Below are 16,171 nucleotides of genomic sequence, written 5' to 3'. Positions count from 1 at the left end.
TGTGAATTTTCGAACCAAGCTTTTTTGTGATGGTATATGCAGATAAACAACTTGTAACTTTTTATGAGTTTGTCGATAAGCTGAAACCACCCATGATAGCGGGTGGTTTTCTCTACGATCAATGCGTAATATAAGTAATCATGTCCAAAACAGAAGCATCAATTCGTTGTTCTAATTCGTCTGCTAATTGAAAACGTATCTTTTGTTCGCTGCCTTCATTACGTTCGATCTGATTATCTACTGCAAAAACATTCTCTCCAAAACTTTTGGCTCCCATAGATGCTAACAGAGGTTTTAATGCGTAGTCTATTGAAAGTAAATTTGAAATGGTTCCTCCTACAAAGTATGCCGCTGCTATTTTATCTTTAAAACCTTTTTGGGGTAATAAATCGATATAGGTTTTGAGAACTCCAGTATAAGTTGTTTTGTATACCGGACTTGCAATAATAATTCCTGACGCTTCTTCAACCTTAGTATGCGCAGCTAGTATAGGCTTACTGTTAAAATTAGCGTGTATTAAATCTTCTGCAGGTAATGAAGGTACATTAATAATCGTCACGTCGCATCCGTTTTGTTCTAGTTTTAATTTAGCATAATTTATTACACCATTTATACGGGATTTTTCGTTTGGACTTCCGGATATTATCGCTATTTTTCTCATCTTCTTCTCCCCCGTATCCATTTATTTTTCAAAATGCGTTGCTACACCAAGTGTCATGATATGTTGCGGAGGCACCCCCATCAGTACTCTTCCGTATAACTCCAGTCCAGTTGATGCTGTAGTAAGTGCATGATTAGCCCCGCCTCTAATGTCGCGGAATATTCCTGACAAACGATTGGAATCGGCAATGACACTTCCTCCACTTTCTTCCACTAGCATATCTACTGCTTCCCAGCACAACATAGCCGCATACGTAATATCGGTCTGGATTTGGGCAAATTCTTTTAAGCTGAATTTTTCTCCACTCTGAACATGATGCTCTAAATTTTCAATCGTTCGGCTAATATGAAGGTGAGCTGATTCAACCTTCATGGCTGCAAGTCCTACTTTATATTGAATATGCCCTACATTCGCTTGGGAAGTATGGGTTGTCATTGTAATCCCTTTATGAGGTGCTTTCTCTACAAAAAATTCCAATGCCCCTCTGGCAAGCCCGAGAATAGCGCTTATCCCTGTTGTTATGGAAGTGATAACATTTACATAAGGTTTATACCTGTCTCGTCCCTTTAATTCTACTGGTGAAAAATTCTGGTGACTCATGTCCTGGCGTATTACATAGTGTTCTGGAATAAATACATTTTTCATTTCCAAACTGTTACTTGCGGATCCTTTTAGGCTCATTGTATACCAATCATCCACAATTGTTACTTCATTCATTGGCACAACTGCCAGCATCATTTCCGGATTCCCGCTTTGTTGCAAGGACTTCATATCCATCAAATTTAACAATGCATGGGTGGCATGTTTGGAACCAGAGCCAAATCCCCAAAAGCCCTTCTCTACTAAATAACCTCCGTCTACTTTTTTCACAACCGCTTTACGTGCCTGTAAAACAGAACAGAAACGCACTTCCTCATCCTGGTTAAAGATCGAATCCAAAACTTCAGACGATAAGGACAACGAAGCGTTGTAATTATTTCCGTTTATGATTTGAACGACCCAACCAACAGAACCATTTCCTTTTGCTACTTCAGAAATAATTTCGACCATTGCACGGATACTCACTTCATGACCGCCATATTTTTTTAATGTACCGAGCTTAAAGAGTCCTGCCTCCAAAACTTTTTGTATAACTTCATCTGGAATATGTCGGTCTTCATCAATTTTAGTTGCAAATTTTTGAAGGTAGGGAACGAGTTCTGTGGCGTTCCTGAGTAATTGTTGTTCATGAGCAGTAAGTTGATGATTTGTACTTAAATTAGCCATCGATTGCACTCCTTTTTTCTACACATGTATAATAACGTGTATTTGTAGTTTAAATATTATGGTGTATAATAAAATGAATCAACCGATAAAATGATCAATATGTCGAATAACGGTACAGAAAGAGGTAATTGTCTTGGATAAGCACACAACTGATGACTTACGGGTGAGAAGAACACATAAGCTTCTTTGCAATGCATTATTGGGTTTAATGGAAAAGTACTCCTTTGAAACAATAACCGTGAAACAAATTTGTGATTTAGCCATGGTACATAGAACCACGTTTTACACTCATTTTAATGACAAATTCGACTTACTTTCCCATGCATTAAGGCAAGTTGCTGAGGATGAATTTAAGCTCGGCCAACTTACTCCATCTGAAAGTTTTCAAGAGCTATTTTCAATAGCAACAAAACATAAAAAATTGTTTTCACAGCTCCTGGCGGAAGAAAGAGATTCTCTGAGGAATTTGTTACGAAGAGAAATGGGGTCGGGCATGAAGGAGCACTTGATTGAAGATTGTTCGCTTGAGAACAACTCGATTGACATGCAGATTGCTGTAGAGGCCTATGTTGGCGCTGTCCTTGGAGTATTAAATTGGTGGATTGAAAACAATATGCCTATTGATCAAGAAAACCTTTATAAACAGTTAACAGAATGGGTTTTCCTAAAGCACTAAATAAAATGAAGAGTTTGTATTTACTTATAATTACTGTGGTAAGCTAAATATAAATAAAACGGAAAGAAGGTGATCCCATGCCCACTAACAATAAACCCAATAGATTAATCGCTGAGAAGTCTCCATATTTACTTCAACACGCCCACAACCCAGTAGACTGGTACCCTTGGGGAGAAGAAGCCTTCGAAAAAGCGAAACGCGAAAACAAACCGGTTCTGGTCAGCATCGGTTATTCAACATGCCATTGGTGCCATGTGATGGCCCACGAGAGCTTCGAGGACGAAGAAATCGCACGCCTTCTCAATGAACGGTTTGTGGCGATTAAAGTCGACCGGGAAGAGCGTCCGGATGTGGATTCTGTTTATATGAGAATCTGTCAGCTGATGACCGGGCAGGGCGGCTGGCCGTTGAATGTGTTTATCACGCCTGACCAGAAGCCGTTTTACGCGGGTACATATTTTCCAAAGACGAGCAAATTCAATCGTCCCGGTTTTGTTGATGTGCTTGAGCATCTGTCTGAGACATTTGCGAACGATCGCGAACATGTCGAGGATATTGCGGAGAACGCCGCTAAACATTTGCAGAACAAAACAGCTGCAAAATCAGGTGAAGCCCTTAGCGAGTCAGCGATTCACCGGACATTCCAGCAGCTTGCCAACGGGTTTGATACGATCTACGGGGGTTTCGGGCAGGCGCCGAAATTTCCGATGCCCCATATGCTGATGTATTTGCTTCGTTATCATCACAATACGGGGCAGGAAAATGCTTTATACAACGTGACGAAAACGCTGGACAGCATGGCGAATGGCGGCATTTACGATCATATCGGCTATGGATTTGCCCGCTACTCGACCGATGACGAATGGCTCGTTCCCCATTTTGAAAAAATGCTATATGATAATGCGTTGCTGCTGACGGCTTATACAGAAGCTTATCAAGTTACGCAAAACAGCCGGTATCAAGAGATTTGCGAACAAATCATCACCTTCATTCAGCGGGAAATGACTCATGAAGACGGAAGCTTTTTCTCCGCTTTAGACGCGGACACAGAAGGAGAAGAAGGAAAGTACTACGTGTGGTCAAAGGAAGAGATTCTGAAAACGCTCGGAGACGATCTCGGAACGCTGTATGGCCGAGTGTATGATATCACTGAAAAAGGGAATTTTGAAAGCAAAAATATTCCGAACCTCATTCACACAAAGCGGGAACAAATCAAGGTTGAATTCGGTTTAACTGAGGAAGAGCTCAGCCTCAAGCTTGAGGACGCAAGACGACAGCTCTTGAAGACACGCGAAGATAGAACATATCCGCATGTCGATGATAAGGTGCTGACCTCTTGGAACGCGCTGATGATCGCGGGCCTTGCCAAAGCGGCAAAGGTATTCCAAGAACCAAAATATCTCAGATTAGCGGAAGACGCCATCACATTTATTGAAAACCAATTAATCATTGACGGCCGTGTAATGGTTCGGTATCGAGACGGCGAAGTGAAAAACAAAGGCTTTATAGACGATTACGCTTTTCTCCTATGGGCTTATCTGGATCTCTATGAAGCCTCGTTTGATCTTTCTTATTTAGAAAAAGCGAAGAAACTGACAGACGATATGATCGGCTTATTTTGGGATGAGGAGCATGGCGGGTTCTACTTCACCGGACACGATGCAGAAGCCTTAATCGTCCGAGAAAAAGAAGTATATGACGGCGCCGTGCCTTCCGGAAACAGCGTGGCAGCCGTTCAGCTGCTGCGCCTCGGACAGGCCACAGGCGACTTATCATTGATTGAAAAAGCGGAAACGATGTTTTCTGTGTTCAAGCCGGATATCGACGCGTATCCGAGCGGCCATGCTTTCTTTATGCAAAGTGTGTTAAAGCATGTGACGCCTAAAAAAGAAATCGTTATTTTTGGCAGCGCAGACGATCCAGACAGAAAACAATTGATAACCGCGATTCAAAAAGACTTTAAGCCAAACGACTCCATTCTGGTGGCAGAACATCCTGATCAATGCAAAGACATAGCGCCATTCGCAGCAGACTACCGTATCATAGACGGCAAAACAACCGTGTATATTTGCGAAAACTTCGCCTGCCAGCAGCCGACAACAAATATCGAAGAAGCCCTCCAAACATTAATAAGCAGCAGGGATTAAGACCCTTGCTGCTTACTTTGTGATTTCTTATGGTACCATAATGCGATTCCCGCAAAAACAAGATTGACCGCTATCGTAAATAAAGCCTCCCACATCGGGTTCCCCCGCGTAACCGTAAATAACGAAGGAATTCCTCCATACACACTGTTTTTCTCTGTGATAAACATACACAAAAACATATTATTCGCGGCATGGGCGCCAAGTGATATTTCAATACTGCCTGTTTTAATCGTGTAATAGGTCCACACAAAACCAAAAGTTAAATACTCAATTCCTGCCCAGACAGCGCCATTGTTCATTTCTGGATTCGCAAAATGCAGTACGCCAAACAAGCCTCCGACAATCAATGTCAAGATAAGAGGATTTCTCGTCACTCTCCCGAAAGCTTGAAGCAAAAACCCTCTGAAAAACAGTTCCTCAGCTGACGTTTGAAACGGAACCAAAATGAGAGCCGCCGCCACCAGCCAGATAAACCGTGAAGGATCAACATCTTGCATTGAGTAGCTGTCAGGATGAATCGCAAAGTCAATTAATTGTACGGCGATCATCAGCAAGAAATAAGCAATAAAGCCAAAGGAAATTCTCCGCCAATTGATCTTAGCGTTTGGCGTAATGACCGATCGAAATGGCCGTTTCAGAATAAAGCGGACAGCCAGCCATACTCCCGGAATCGCAAATAAATAAATGACATGAGCCAAATAAAGATCGACCAGAGGATCACTCAGCACAGCTTCATCCAAATCAAACGTGATATCTGGATTCACAATAACAGTAAACAGTATAGCGAAAAGGTAAGCAATATTCCCGAATACATATAAACCTACGATCACCAAAAAGGCGAAAAAATATCTCCACAATGTATTGTTTCCTTCTAATGGACGGATAAATGAATTCATTCCTTCTATGTCTCTTCCTTTCAATGAGAATATTCCTATATATTTGCATAAATTGGTCTTCAAATCTACTGTTTTGGAAATCTTTTAAGCAAAATGAAAATAAATTAGTTCTTTCATCTAGTGATTTGAACTCTGTCGCCAATGAATCAAGATACTTATAATAATTTCAAGAGGTTAATTTTCAGTTTTTTCTTACTACTCAAAAGGGGGTTTTTTATGAATACGATCTTCAAACAGAAGAACACACATCCTTTCTCCAACGCAGCGAATCGTTTAGACCGCCTTCCGATTTCCCGCGTTCACTTCCAAGTATTAACCGCTCTCGGCATTGTTTATTTCTTTGACCTTGCAGATTTATTTACCCTTAGCAATGTAGCACCGGCACTGATCGAGCATTGGGGCATACCGCTTTCAACCATTGCCAATATAACGGCGGCTTCATTTTTAGGCATGTTTTTAGGCGCATCGCTGGGGGGAAGGCTGTCAGATCGAATCGGTCGCAAAAAAGCCTTACATCTATTTGTGTTTGTTTTCTCAATCGCATCGCTATGCAATGCCGCGGCATGGGACATCCCGTCTTTAATGACATTCCGTTTTCTCACCGGATTTGGTGTCGCAGCCGCCATGGTGATTACCAATAGCTATTTGGCGGAATTTTTTCCTTCCAGTGTCCGCGGGAAATATATTTCTTTCTGCGCCATGATTGGATTGGTCGGCGTTCCGATCACCAATATTGTGTCTGCCTTTGTCATTCCGCTCGGCTCATGGGGATGGAGGCTTGTATTTGTATGGGGTGCCGTCGGCCTTATTTATTTTTTCTTTATCCGCCGTCTGGAAGAGTCACCTCGCTGGCACGAAAATCGCGGTGAGTATGCGAAAGCCGATGCGATCCTCAACAGAATTGAGGCGCAGGTTGAACAAGAGAAAGGCCCGCTTCAGGAACCAGCTCAGCCTAAAGCAAACAGTGCCGTTCAGCAGCATGCCGGTTACACAGGTTTATTGAAAGGAAGAAACCTCAAAATCACCATCGTTTTATCTGCTGTATGGATTTTTGAAACGTTTGGATTTTACGGATTTGCCTCATGGGTCCCAAGCCTCTTAAAAAGCAACGGCATCTCTATGGAAAATACATTGTGGTATAACGTACTGCACTCCGTCGGCGCTCCGCTTGGCGCATTGATTGGTTCGATGATTTCTGAAACATTTCAGAGAAAATGGATTTTAGCCGCCAGCGCGTTTCTGACAGCCATCGCCGGTCTCTTATATGGCATGACTTTTATTCCGATCATGATTATTGTGTTTGGTTTTATTGTGAATATCACGGAACGGGTTTTCACCTCGAACTTATACGCTTATACGTCAGAACCTTATCCGACTGAATACCGCTCATCTGGCAGCGGTTTAGCCTATGGCCTCGGCCGCTTTTCAAACATTTTCGGCTCATTGCTCGTCGGATTTATCGCCGTTCAGCTCGGCTATGTCAGCGTCTTTTTATTTATCGGCGGCTGCTGGCTCGCATGCTCCTTACTGTTAATCTGCTTCGGCCCTAAAACGAATGCGAAACAGATTTGAAAAAAGTCAGTGCGGACCTGCCGCACTGATCTCATTACAATTCCTTCAACATCCTCGCGGGGTTTCCGCCTACAACAGTATTAGCAGGTACATCCTTAGTCACAACAGCCCCTGATGCGATCACCGCGTTATCACCAATCGTCACTCCCGGGTTAATTACCGCCCGGCCTCCGATCCAAACATGATCTCCAATGGTTACAGGCTTACCGAACTCCTGGCCGGACTTTCTTTCAATCGGATCAAGCGGATGACCGGCCGTATAGATATGTACCCCTGGCGCAATCAAGCAGTGACGTCCGATACGCACCACACACACATCTAAAATAACACAGTCAAAATTAACAAATGTATGATCTCCAATATGAATGTGATAGCCATAATCACAGCGAAATGTCGGCAAAATCGTGACTTGATCACCAAGCGAACCGAGCAGCTCCTTCAAAAGCTCCGTCCGCACTGCATCATCTTCTGGTGTTTCATTATATTGTCTACTCAGCTGTCTCGCATGTTTGCGTTCAAATAGTAGGTGTTGATCTTCCGGATTATATAGTTCTCCGGCTGCCATTTTTTCTTTTTCTGTCCTCAGCATTCAAGTCACTCCATGTCAGATTGTAATCTCAATCAAATTTCCTTCATCATCTTCAATCACACTTTCATAGTAGCCGTCTCCTGTTGTCCTCGGGTCGTTTACTACGGCAAAACCATCCTTCTTCAATTGATTGGTCAGTTCATCAACCTTCTCCCGGCTTCCAACGGAAAAAGCAATGTGCGCCCAGCCTGTCATCGTTTGTGAAGGCGGATCAGTCACATTTCCTTTTTTCATGATTTCCAGCCTTGCTCCGGAATCAAATGTCATAAAATAAGACTTAAAATCTTTTTTCTCATTATGATACAAATCATTCGCTTTGCCATTAAAATACGTTTCACAAAAGGATTTCATTCGCTCTAAATCATTGACCCAGATCGCTGTATGTTCAATCCGCATTTCTTCCTCCTCCTTCATCTTCACCTTCAATGAAGTTATAAAGTATGAAATGCATTTCAGTTCAAGCTTTTTTCTCGAATTGATGCTGAATTTTGATATCAATCGGTTCATCCTGCAAGAATAGAGAGAATGCTGCGATGCCGAGCTGCTCAAGATTCAAATCTAGCGACGGAAAGCCAAGAACTCGGCTGATAGAAGAATTCCCCTCGCCAATGATTTCAACATCCCATTTATTCTTTTGGGCAAATACATGGATTCCAGCTGCCACTTCATCACTATTTGCGTAAATAGCAGTCGGAACCTGCCCGCTCGTATAAAAGTGCTGTGCAGCCCGCTCACCGTCATTCATATCGTTGCATCCTGACAGCATATGACGGTCTTCCAGCCTTCCGCAGACAGCTTTATAGGCCGCAGCTTTATCAGCCGTGCTCGGGCTCCTGCCGGCATCTCTGACGCACGTAAAAGCGATATTCTCATGTCCCCGGCTCTTTAGATAGCGGAAGCTCTCTTCATACGCAGCTTTTCTGTCATTGTACGCACATGGGACATCAATCTCTCCGGTATCCTCACATGCAATGATCGGCCCATACTCCTGATAAGCGATAATGCTGTCCCAGTCATTGGCGCGGGATGTAATGATGAGACCATCTATTTTCTTCGTTCTTAACAATTCTAGATATTTGATTTCAAAAGCGGAGTTGTAATTGGTGGGGAGGAGGGTTGTTGCATACTCATGCTGAAAGGCCGCCTTGGTGATCCCGTTTACGATTTTATCAAAGCAGGGATGATCGCTATAAGGCAGAATCACACCGATAGTATGGGTTTTCCCGCGAATCAAATCGATTGCGGTTCGATTTGGTATGTAATCTAATTCCTTTATGACTTGATGAACAAGTTTCCTCTTTTCTTCAGACACATACGGATGATGATTCAATACACGTGAAACGGTCGAAACAGATACATTTGCCAATCTTGCAATCTCTTTTATGTTTGCCATCTCTTTCTCCTTTTTCATATAAAAAAGCAGTAAGTGTAAATTCCTTACTGCCATCTCATCATATATTGATCATAAGTTCAACAGGACAATGGTCGGAACCCATGACGTCCGCTGATATGCAGGCATCCCCAATCTGTCCCTTCAGCCTTTCGGAAACAACAAAATAATCGAGACGCCATCCGATATTTCTTTCCCGGGCGCCGGCGCGATACGACCACCAGGAATAAGCGCCTTCAAGATCAGGATAGACATGACGGAATGAGTCAATAAATCCAGCTTCTAAGAAACGAGTGAATGCCCCTCTTTCTTGATCAGAAAATCCAGCATTATTCCGATTCGCTTTTGGATTTTTCAAATCGATCTCCTGATGAGCTACATTCAAATCGCCGCATAAAATGACCGGTTTTTTCTTACCCAATTCAAGAATATAAGATAATAAAGCCTCTTCCCATTGCATTCGGTAATTGATCCGCTCCAAACCCCTTTTAGAATTGGGCGTGTAAACGGTCATCACAAACATGTTTTCAAATTCCAGCGTAATCACTCTGCCTTCTTGATCATGCTCTTCCTTTCCGATACCGTACATAACCCGCAGCGGCTCTTGTTTTGAAAAAACAGCCGTGCCGGAATATCCTTTTTTCACTGCGTAATTCCAATACACATGATAGCCTTCAGGCTGAAGATCCAACTGGCCGTCCTGTATCTTTGTTTCCTGAAGACATATAATATCTGCATCCTCTTCTTTCAGGTAAGAGAGGAAATCCATCTTTCTCATAACAGCCCGCAGGCCGTTTACATTCCAAGAAATCAGCTTCATGTTTCATCCCCCCTATAAAAAAGAGCAAGAACCCGAAGGTCCTTGCTCTTTACATATCAGCTTACTCACCAGTTACGTATGGAAGTAAAGCCATTTGACGAGCGCGTTTGATCGCTGCAGTCAATTTACGTTGGTATTTAGCGTTTGTTCCAGTTACACGACGTGGTAAAATTTTACCGCGCTCAGAAACAAACTTTCTAAGAAGATCTACATCTTTGTAGTCGATGTGCGTGATACCGTTAGAAGTGAAATAACACACTTTACGGCGTTTCGCACGACCGCCTCTGCGTCCTCCTGCCATTGTCATTTCCCTCCTTTCTGTTTTAGATTAAGCGATATTCTCATTAGAATGGAAGATCATCATCCGAGATGTCAATCGGTTTGCCGTCGTTGGCAAACGGGTCATCATTAAAGCTGTTTCCCTGATTGCGTCTCTGGTTGTTGTTCTGATTTCCCCCGAATGGATTATCATTTTGGCCTCCGCCAAAGTACTGGCCTCCGCCGCTGTTTCCTTCGTTGTATCCACCTGAACCAGAACCGCCGCCGCTTTTAGGCTCAAGAAACTGAACACTTTCAGCTTGAACTTCGGTCACGAAGACACGCTGTCCTTGCTGGTTTTCATAGTTTCTTGTTTGTAAACGGCCATCTACGCCTGCAAGGCTTCCTTTTTTCAGGAAGTTTGCAACGTTTTCAGCTTGTCTTCTCCAAGTGACACAATTAATGAAATCGGCTTCACGTTCTCCGGACTGGTTCGTAAACGTACGATTCACAGCAAGAGTAAACGTGGCAACAGCCGCACCGTTTGGCGTATAACGAAGCTCTGGGTCTTTTGTCAGTCTTCCGACTAATACAACTCGGTTAAGCATAAGAAAGACCACCTTTTACCATTATATATTTCAAAATTGCTTATTCTTCTTCTTTAACAACAATGTGGCGAATGATATCGTCACTGATCTTAGCTAGACGGTCAAATTCTTGAACTGCCGCAGCGTCAGCTTGAACGTTTAAGATTTGGTAGAAACCGTCGCGGAAATCGTTGATTTCGTAAGCAAGACGACGTTTACCCCAATCCTTTGTTCCAGTGATCTCCGCACCGTTAGAAGTCAGAACGTTGTTGAAACGCTCGATAACTGCTTTTTTAGACTCATCGTCAATGTTTGGGCGGATAATGTACATAACTTCGTACTTTCTCATCTGTTTGCACCTCCTTTTGGACTAAGCGGCCCATAATGGGCAAGGAGCAATAATTCTATTACTCACAATTTTATATTATACCAAAGCTCTTGTCCCTTTACAACTGCATCCTATACATTAAATCGGAAATGAATAACATCTCCGTCTTGGACCACATACTCTTTTCCTTCGAGACGGACTTTTCCTGCTTCTTTGGCTCCTGCCATGCCGCCGCCCGCAAGAAGATCCTCATAAGCAACAGTTTCAGCACGAATGAAGCCTCGCTCAAAGTCACTATGAATAACGCCTGCACACTCAGGGGCTTTCATGCCTCTTTTGAATGTCCAAGCTCTGACTTCCTGTTCCCCGGCTGTGAAATATGTTGCAAGGCCAAGCAGAGAGTATGACGCCTTAATCAGCTGATCAAGACCTGATTCTTCAATGCCAAGCTCTTCAAGGAACATTTGCTTTTCTTCGCCTTCAAGCTCAGCGATTTCAGATTCAATTTTCGCACAGACAACGATAACTTCCGCGTTTTCGCCGGCAGCGTACTCACGAATCTTCGCTACATTTTCATTGCCAGACGGGTCAGCCACTTCTTCTTCACTCACGTTCGCCACATACAAGATAGGCTTCGAAGTCAATAAATGAAGCTGCTTTGCAAGCTTTTGCTGCTCTTCAGTAAACTCAACAGAACGAGCGGGTTTTTCATTCTCAAACGCTTCTTTCAGTTTAGACAGAATCTCAAACTCGAATACAGCGTCTTTATCTTTTTGCTTTGCAAGTTTGCTGACGCGTGTAATCCGCTTTTCAACCGTTTCCATATCAGCAAGGATCAGCTCAAGGTTGATTGTTTCAATATCATCAATCGGATCAACTTTTCCGGAAACGTGTGTAATGTTGTCATCAGAAAAAGCACGGACAACGTGGCAAATCGCGTCAACCTGTCGAATATGAGAAAGAAATTTGTTACCGAGTCCTTCTCCTTTAGACGCGCCTTTTACGATCCCTGCAATATCAGTGAATTCAAAAGCAGTCGGCACAGTCTTCTTCGGTTTGACCAGCTCAGTCAGCTTTTGCAGACGATCATCCGGTACTTCTACAATTCCCACATTCGGATCAATCGTACAGAACGGGTAGTTGGCTGATTCGGCACCGGCCTGTGTAATTGCGTTAAATAATGTTGATTTCCCAACGTTCGGCAAACCGACAATTCCAGCTGTTAAAGCCATTCTTTCATCTCCTCTATATAAAACCGTCATTGTATAAACGTATTTTGAACCTAGAGCAATTATAAGGAGGTTCACTGGAAAAGACAAGCTGACAAAAAAGCATTTTCAGCCTGTTAATCCCTTTGATTATGCTTTTTTCAAACCTACTAAACAGTCAAAAAGCGTACTTCCCATTCCATTATCGGAATTTGTATCGTTTGTCAGTGTATTGACTGAGCCTCCAAAAGCCGCCCACATGCCCTCATCTATATTAACCGTCTTCGGATGAGCCTGCTTCATCACCTTCACCTTGCCCTTCAAGCGCCCGCGGTCATTAAAGATACTGACCTCGTCTCCGTCCTGAAGATTCTGCTCCACCGCTATATCTGGAGAAATATCAACTTGAATATGCTGAAGCTTTTCAATAAACGGCACATGCTGAGAGTGATTAGAGCGTTGCGGATGAATAGACAAAAGCGTGTAGGGATACTTTTCGGCTAACTCTTCATTATGGAAAACAGATTCTTCGGGTACGTTTAATTGAAGCAAACCGCTAAATCCTTTTTCCTCAGCTAACGACGAAGTAAATTCAAATTTTCCGCTCGGCGTCAAAAACTGATAATCCTCCCACGGAACCTGCTTGACCGGAAGAGGGAGGTGGCCTTTTTCTTTCAATCGCTTAAGCGTCACATTCTCTGCTTCCAATGAAGAAAGCCCCATCTCTAAAAATTCTTCAGTGCTGTAGTCAAACAGCTCGCCAAATCCAAGGCGTTTTGCAAGCTCTGACCAAATCCAGCTGTCCGACTTTGCTTCTCCCTGCGGTTCCACAAGCTTCTTCCCGTACTGAACGTAATGATGATACATGCTGGAGTAGTAGATATCCTCTTCTTCAAAAACAGTGGCAGTCGGCAGCACATAGTCACACAGCTTTGCCGTATCCGTCATGATCGAATCAATCGCCACCGTCATCGGCACGTTTTCAAATGCTTGTCTTACTTTATTGGTATTTGGCACCTGAGTCAGCGGATTTCCGCACGTCACAATGATCATCTCAATAGCTGGATCAGCAGACGTCAACACCTCTTCAGCCTGTGTCATCATGGAAAACGAACGTGATGCTGTTTTTAATTCCGGCAGGGTCAGCTTCGTTTTTGCAAAGCTCTCACCGATCTGGACGTTCCCAAAATTCGCGCCGCCGCCTTTAATTCCGACATTTCCGCTTGCCGCAACGAGTGCATCAATCCAGCGAATCGTTTCGCCGCCGTTTTTATATCGCTGCATGCCGAGCCCCATAAAGGTAGACACCGGGCCATCAGCATACAAACCAGCCAAATACTCCAGCTCCTCCATAGAAGTTTCTGTTTTGATAATAAACTCCTCTAAAGAAACAGTGTCCAAAAGCTCTTTCACATCATTAAAACCGACAGAGTGCTCAAAAATAAACGTCTCGTCCGTTCTTCCTGTCTCAATCAGAACCTTCAAAATGCCTGCCGCAAGCCAGCCGTCCATTCCCGGTTTGACAGAGATATACCGGTCTGCAAGCTTGGCAGTCGGGTTGAAGATCGGGTCAATCACCGTAATCGTGGCGCCCTTTTTCTTCACCTGCTGCAAGTGATGGTATAAGTGCATATTTGTTCTGGATACATTTCTCCCCCACACAACAACATGTTTGCTGTTGTAAATATCAAGCGGGCCGTGCCCATACGAACGGCCGAAATCCCAGCTTTGCGCCTCGATACCTGAGCCCCAACATATGCTGCCGACGATTTCAGTCACGCCGCCATATCCATTAAAAAAACGCTGATCTAGCGCTTTTAACAAACCGTTATTCGCATAATCATGGCTGTGCAAAACAGCAGTTGTCTCCGACGTTTCCTTGATCTCCCGGAGTTTATCGGCAATTTCATCAAGCGCCTGCTCCCAAGAAATCCGCACAAACTCGCCATTTTGTTTTTTCATCGGATAGCGAAGCCGATCAGGCGAATTTGTTTTTGTCTCAAGCATTCTGCCGCGGCCGCAGATTTTGCCTTCCGTAATCGGATGATTCGAATCTCCGTCCACTTTTGTTACCTTTCCCTCATCAACAGTCACCAAAAAGCCGCAGCTGTCCCAGCAATTCAGCGGACAAGCTGACTGATGCACTTTGCTCATCGCCGTCTTCTCCTTACCTTCTATATGAAAAAGCATGAGTGCAGGCCTTTTTATGAAGTAGGCTCCTCATGCTTGACTAGTACTTTTTTTAGTTTTCTTTCAAATTCTCTTCTAGGAATCATTACACTGTGAGAGCATCCCTCACACTTAATTCGAATATCCATTCCCATGCGTATAATTTTCCAGCTGTTCACTCCGCATGGATGCGGTTTTTTCATTTCTACGACATCATTCAGGCCAAAGTCTTTATCCGCCAAGACCCTTCACCTCTTTTCATAAACTGCTGTATCTATTGTACAAAAAAATTGATCATAAGAGCAATCAAGATATCCGAAAAGAAGTACATCCTTTTATTTCCATTTACTTAAAATAGGATATAACAGCAGACAAACTAACAAGTACAAATTCAGCAACCCGTATATCGGATACAAGAACGCGATCAAATCAGAAAATCCGAAAGAAGTAAAAGGCACCATCAACGCTAACAGAATCAACACAATCATCCATCTCGGCATATGAACAAACGCCATCAGCCGGCTGGACAGCCCCAGCAAACCAGCTACCGTCGTCGTATAAATCGCCAGACACAGAACCGCCGTCATACATAAAAAAAGGAGATAAGGCGCACCCTCCAAAACGGCAAACAACGGTATTTCAAACTGAGAAAGGGAGCCCGCCAGCTCCACTAACGTTTCATTATAAATAAATGAGATCACACCAAAAATAAGACCGCTTGCCACACTGGCGATTTTCGCTTCTCCGAGTCCTTTCATTTCTTTCCCGACGGAAGATAAAATCGCAACCACTGAAAGGATGTTCAAAGAGGTAAACGTAATGCTCGCAGGCCAGTTATACTGCCGGGTCAAATCAATCGTCCACGTGTGGTGGTGAGTGTTCTGAAAGGAGATCAGCGCATACAATAGACCCGCAACTAAAACAGGTATTAAAACACCATTTACTGATAATATCCCTTTCACATCCCAGAAAAACAAACACACAGTCACGATACAAATCAGCGCAATTCCCCACCAGAAAGGAAGCTTGTACATTTGCAGGGTCACACCGCCTCCGGCAATCATCACCATAGTCGTCGAAAACAAATAAAAAACAATGAGGACATCATAAATTTTCGCCAGCCATGGTCCCATCAGATGCTCCAGAACCGGCAGAAAATGAGTGGATTGAACCTTAAAACTAATTTTCATCACAATATAAGACGAGAACATGAACATGATTGTAAACAGCACAATAGCAAGTCCGCTTTCCGCCCCAAAAAACTGCCAAATCTCCTGACCGCTCGCATATCCGGCCCCGATCAGGCTCCCTAATATGAGCAGCATCCACTTCATCCCGGCTCTCCACAACCTCATCACCTCATAGCACAGAGTTCAGCTTGTTCCCGCTATTGTTACTATATAAATAACAGACAGCAAACATGCCATATTTTCATAGACATTGGCCGCAAGGTGAAATTATCATACGAAATACACATAAAAACTGCCAATGCAGACAGTCCGAGATGTTTAAGAAATGAACTCATTCTTCACTTTTTCTAACTATGCCGCCGATTGAAGAACGGATGAAAATCACTTCTGATAACGAAATCTATGACTTCGCCG

Annotated in this window: 17 protein-coding genes; 3 read left to right on the top strand and 14 right to left on the bottom strand. The window is 43.4% G+C overall.

The features are described from left to right. Nucleotides 1-118: 118 nt before the first annotated feature. A complete protein-coding gene (gene ssuE / locus ACMX2I_RS00625; RefSeq protein ID WP_414955854.1) occupies nucleotides 119-661 on the bottom strand; it encodes an NADPH-dependent FMN reductase in 543 nt (180 codons plus the stop codon). Between the two features lie 21 nt (nucleotides 662-682). Then, the gene (locus ACMX2I_RS00620) at nucleotides 683-1,927 is read right to left on the bottom strand and encodes an acyl-CoA dehydrogenase family protein (RefSeq protein WP_414955853.1); all 1,245 of its coding nucleotides are present in this window, start codon (nucleotides 1,925-1,927) and stop codon (nucleotides 683-685) included. A gap of 133 nt (nucleotides 1,928-2,060) precedes the next feature. On the opposite strand from ACMX2I_RS00620, the gene ACMX2I_RS00615 reads away from it, so the two are divergent. Next, on the top strand, nucleotides 2,061-2,603 hold the full coding sequence (locus tag ACMX2I_RS00615; protein ID WP_414955852.1) for a TetR/AcrR family transcriptional regulator: 543 nt from the start codon (nucleotides 2,061-2,063) through the stop codon (nucleotides 2,601-2,603). A 77-nt stretch (nucleotides 2,604-2,680) separates the two neighbouring features. Further along, complete coding sequence (locus ACMX2I_RS00610; RefSeq protein WP_414955851.1) at nucleotides 2,681-4,750, top strand: thioredoxin domain-containing protein; 2,070 nt, start codon at nucleotides 2,681-2,683, stop codon at nucleotides 4,748-4,750. Here ACMX2I_RS00610 and ACMX2I_RS00605 read toward each other — a convergent pair. Continuing rightward, nucleotides 4,747-5,646 carry a CPBP family intramembrane glutamic endopeptidase gene (locus tag ACMX2I_RS00605; protein ID WP_087993768.1) on the bottom strand — a complete coding sequence of 300 codons (900 nt, stop codon included), beginning with the start codon at nucleotides 5,644-5,646 and terminating at the stop codon, nucleotides 4,747-4,749. The genes ACMX2I_RS00610 and ACMX2I_RS00605 overlap by 4 nt on opposite strands. A 216-nt stretch (nucleotides 5,647-5,862) precedes the next feature. On the opposite strand from ACMX2I_RS00605, the gene ACMX2I_RS00600 reads away from it, so the two are divergent. Beyond that, the gene (locus tag ACMX2I_RS00600) at nucleotides 5,863-7,218 is read left to right on the top strand and encodes an MFS transporter (protein WP_414955850.1); all 1,356 of its coding nucleotides are present in this window, start codon (nucleotides 5,863-5,865) and stop codon (nucleotides 7,216-7,218) included. A gap of 34 nt (nucleotides 7,219-7,252) precedes the next feature. On the opposite strand, the gene ACMX2I_RS00595 is transcribed toward ACMX2I_RS00600, so the two are convergent. The 11 genes from ACMX2I_RS00595 to ACMX2I_RS00545 form a co-directional block, all read right to left on the bottom strand. Then, the gene (locus ACMX2I_RS00595) at nucleotides 7,253-7,807 is read right to left on the bottom strand and encodes a sugar O-acetyltransferase (protein ID WP_414955849.1); all 555 of its coding nucleotides are present in this window, start codon (nucleotides 7,805-7,807) and stop codon (nucleotides 7,253-7,255) included. 15 nt (nucleotides 7,808-7,822) lie between these two features. Continuing rightward, a complete protein-coding gene (locus tag ACMX2I_RS00590) occupies nucleotides 7,823-8,203 on the bottom strand; it encodes a VOC family protein (RefSeq protein ID WP_414955848.1) in 381 nt (126 codons plus the stop codon). Nucleotides 8,204-8,264: 61 nt separating this feature from the next. Then, the gene (locus ACMX2I_RS00585; RefSeq protein WP_414955847.1) at nucleotides 8,265-9,200 is read right to left on the bottom strand and encodes a LacI family DNA-binding transcriptional regulator; all 936 of its coding nucleotides are present in this window, start codon (nucleotides 9,198-9,200) and stop codon (nucleotides 8,265-8,267) included. Nucleotides 9,201-9,258: 58 nt separating this feature from the next. After that, entirely contained in the window at nucleotides 9,259-10,017 is a 759-nt protein-coding gene (gene xth / locus ACMX2I_RS00580) for an exodeoxyribonuclease III (protein WP_414955846.1), read from the bottom strand. A 61-nt stretch (nucleotides 10,018-10,078) separates the two neighbouring features. Continuing rightward, entirely contained in the window at nucleotides 10,079-10,318 is a 240-nt protein-coding gene (rpsR, locus tag ACMX2I_RS00575) for a 30S ribosomal protein S18 (RefSeq protein ID WP_010332656.1), read from the bottom strand. 43 nt (nucleotides 10,319-10,361) lie between these two features. Continuing rightward, complete coding sequence (gene ssbA / locus ACMX2I_RS00570) at nucleotides 10,362-10,883, bottom strand: single-stranded DNA-binding protein SsbA (RefSeq protein WP_039074877.1); 522 nt, start codon at nucleotides 10,881-10,883, stop codon at nucleotides 10,362-10,364. 40 nt (nucleotides 10,884-10,923) lie between these two features. Next, nucleotides 10,924-11,211, bottom strand: coding sequence for a 30S ribosomal protein S6 (gene rpsF, locus ACMX2I_RS00565; protein ID WP_014115888.1), 288 nt, complete (start codon nucleotides 11,209-11,211; stop codon nucleotides 10,924-10,926). Between the two features lie 110 nt (nucleotides 11,212-11,321). Then, nucleotides 11,322-12,422, bottom strand: coding sequence for a redox-regulated ATPase YchF (gene ychF / locus ACMX2I_RS00560; protein ID WP_087993755.1), 1,101 nt, complete (start codon nucleotides 12,420-12,422; stop codon nucleotides 11,322-11,324). Between the two features lie 126 nt (nucleotides 12,423-12,548). Continuing rightward, the gene (locus tag ACMX2I_RS00555) at nucleotides 12,549-14,552 is read right to left on the bottom strand and encodes a molybdopterin-dependent oxidoreductase (RefSeq protein ID WP_202327742.1); all 2,004 of its coding nucleotides are present in this window, start codon (nucleotides 14,550-14,552) and stop codon (nucleotides 12,549-12,551) included. 50 nt (nucleotides 14,553-14,602) lie between these two features. Further along, a complete protein-coding gene (locus ACMX2I_RS00550; protein WP_087993753.1) occupies nucleotides 14,603-14,809 on the bottom strand; it encodes a DUF951 domain-containing protein in 207 nt (68 codons plus the stop codon). 93 nt (nucleotides 14,810-14,902) lie between these two features. Continuing rightward, complete coding sequence (locus ACMX2I_RS00545; RefSeq protein ID WP_414955845.1) at nucleotides 14,903-15,922, bottom strand: hypothetical protein; 1,020 nt, start codon at nucleotides 15,920-15,922, stop codon at nucleotides 14,903-14,905. Nucleotides 15,923-16,171: the final 249 nt, after the last annotated feature.

This window comes from Bacillus sp. SW14, from assembly GCF_047608225.1.
GTDB lineage: Bacteria > Bacillota > Bacilli > Bacillales > Bacillaceae > Bacillus > Bacillus subtilis_G.
This window is presented reverse-complemented; position numbering and strand designations above follow the sequence as displayed.

Bases quoted from the DNA above. Each gene is read 5' to 3' on its own strand.
- ACMX2I_RS00600 (WP_414955850.1), top strand. From the start codon at position 5,863: ATGAATACGATCTTCAAACAGAAGAACACACATCCTTTCTCCAACGCA.
- xth (WP_414955846.1), bottom strand. From the start codon at position 10,017: ATGAAGCTGATTTCTTGGAATGTAAACGGCCTGCGGGCTGTTATGAGA.
- ychF (WP_087993755.1), bottom strand. From the start codon at position 12,422: ATGGCTTTAACAGCTGGAATTGTCGGTTTGCCGAACGTTGGGAAATCA.
- ACMX2I_RS00555 (WP_202327742.1), bottom strand. From the start codon at position 14,552: ATGAGCAAAGTGCATCAGTCAGCTTGTCCGCTGAATTGCTGGGACAGC.
- ACMX2I_RS00585 (WP_414955847.1), bottom strand. From the start codon at position 9,200: ATGGCAAACATAAAAGAGATTGCAAGATTGGCAAATGTATCTGTTTCG.
- ACMX2I_RS00610 (WP_414955851.1), top strand. From the start codon at position 2,681: ATGCCCACTAACAATAAACCCAATAGATTAATCGCTGAGAAGTCTCCA.
- ACMX2I_RS00595 (WP_414955849.1), bottom strand. From the start codon at position 7,807: ATGCTGAGGACAGAAAAAGAAAAAATGGCAGCCGGAGAACTATATAAT.
- ACMX2I_RS00590 (WP_414955848.1), bottom strand. From the start codon at position 8,203: ATGCGGATTGAACATACAGCGATCTGGGTCAATGATTTAGAGCGAATG.
- rpsF (WP_014115888.1), bottom strand. From the start codon at position 11,211: ATGAGAAAGTACGAAGTTATGTACATTATCCGCCCAAACATTGACGAT.
- ACMX2I_RS00545 (WP_414955845.1), bottom strand. From the start codon at position 15,922: ATGAGGTTGTGGAGAGCCGGGATGAAGTGGATGCTGCTCATATTAGGG.
- ACMX2I_RS00605 (WP_087993768.1), bottom strand. From the start codon at position 5,646: ATGAATTCATTTATCCGTCCATTAGAAGGAAACAATACATTGTGGAGA.
- ssuE (WP_414955854.1), bottom strand. From the start codon at position 661: ATGAGAAAAATAGCGATAATATCCGGAAGTCCAAACGAAAAATCCCGT.
- ssbA (WP_039074877.1), bottom strand. From the start codon at position 10,883: ATGCTTAACCGAGTTGTATTAGTCGGAAGACTGACAAAAGACCCAGAG.
- rpsR (WP_010332656.1), bottom strand. From the start codon at position 10,318: ATGGCAGGAGGACGCAGAGGCGGTCGTGCGAAACGCCGTAAAGTGTGT.
- ACMX2I_RS00620 (WP_414955853.1), bottom strand. From the start codon at position 1,927: ATGGCTAATTTAAGTACAAATCATCAACTTACTGCTCATGAACAACAA.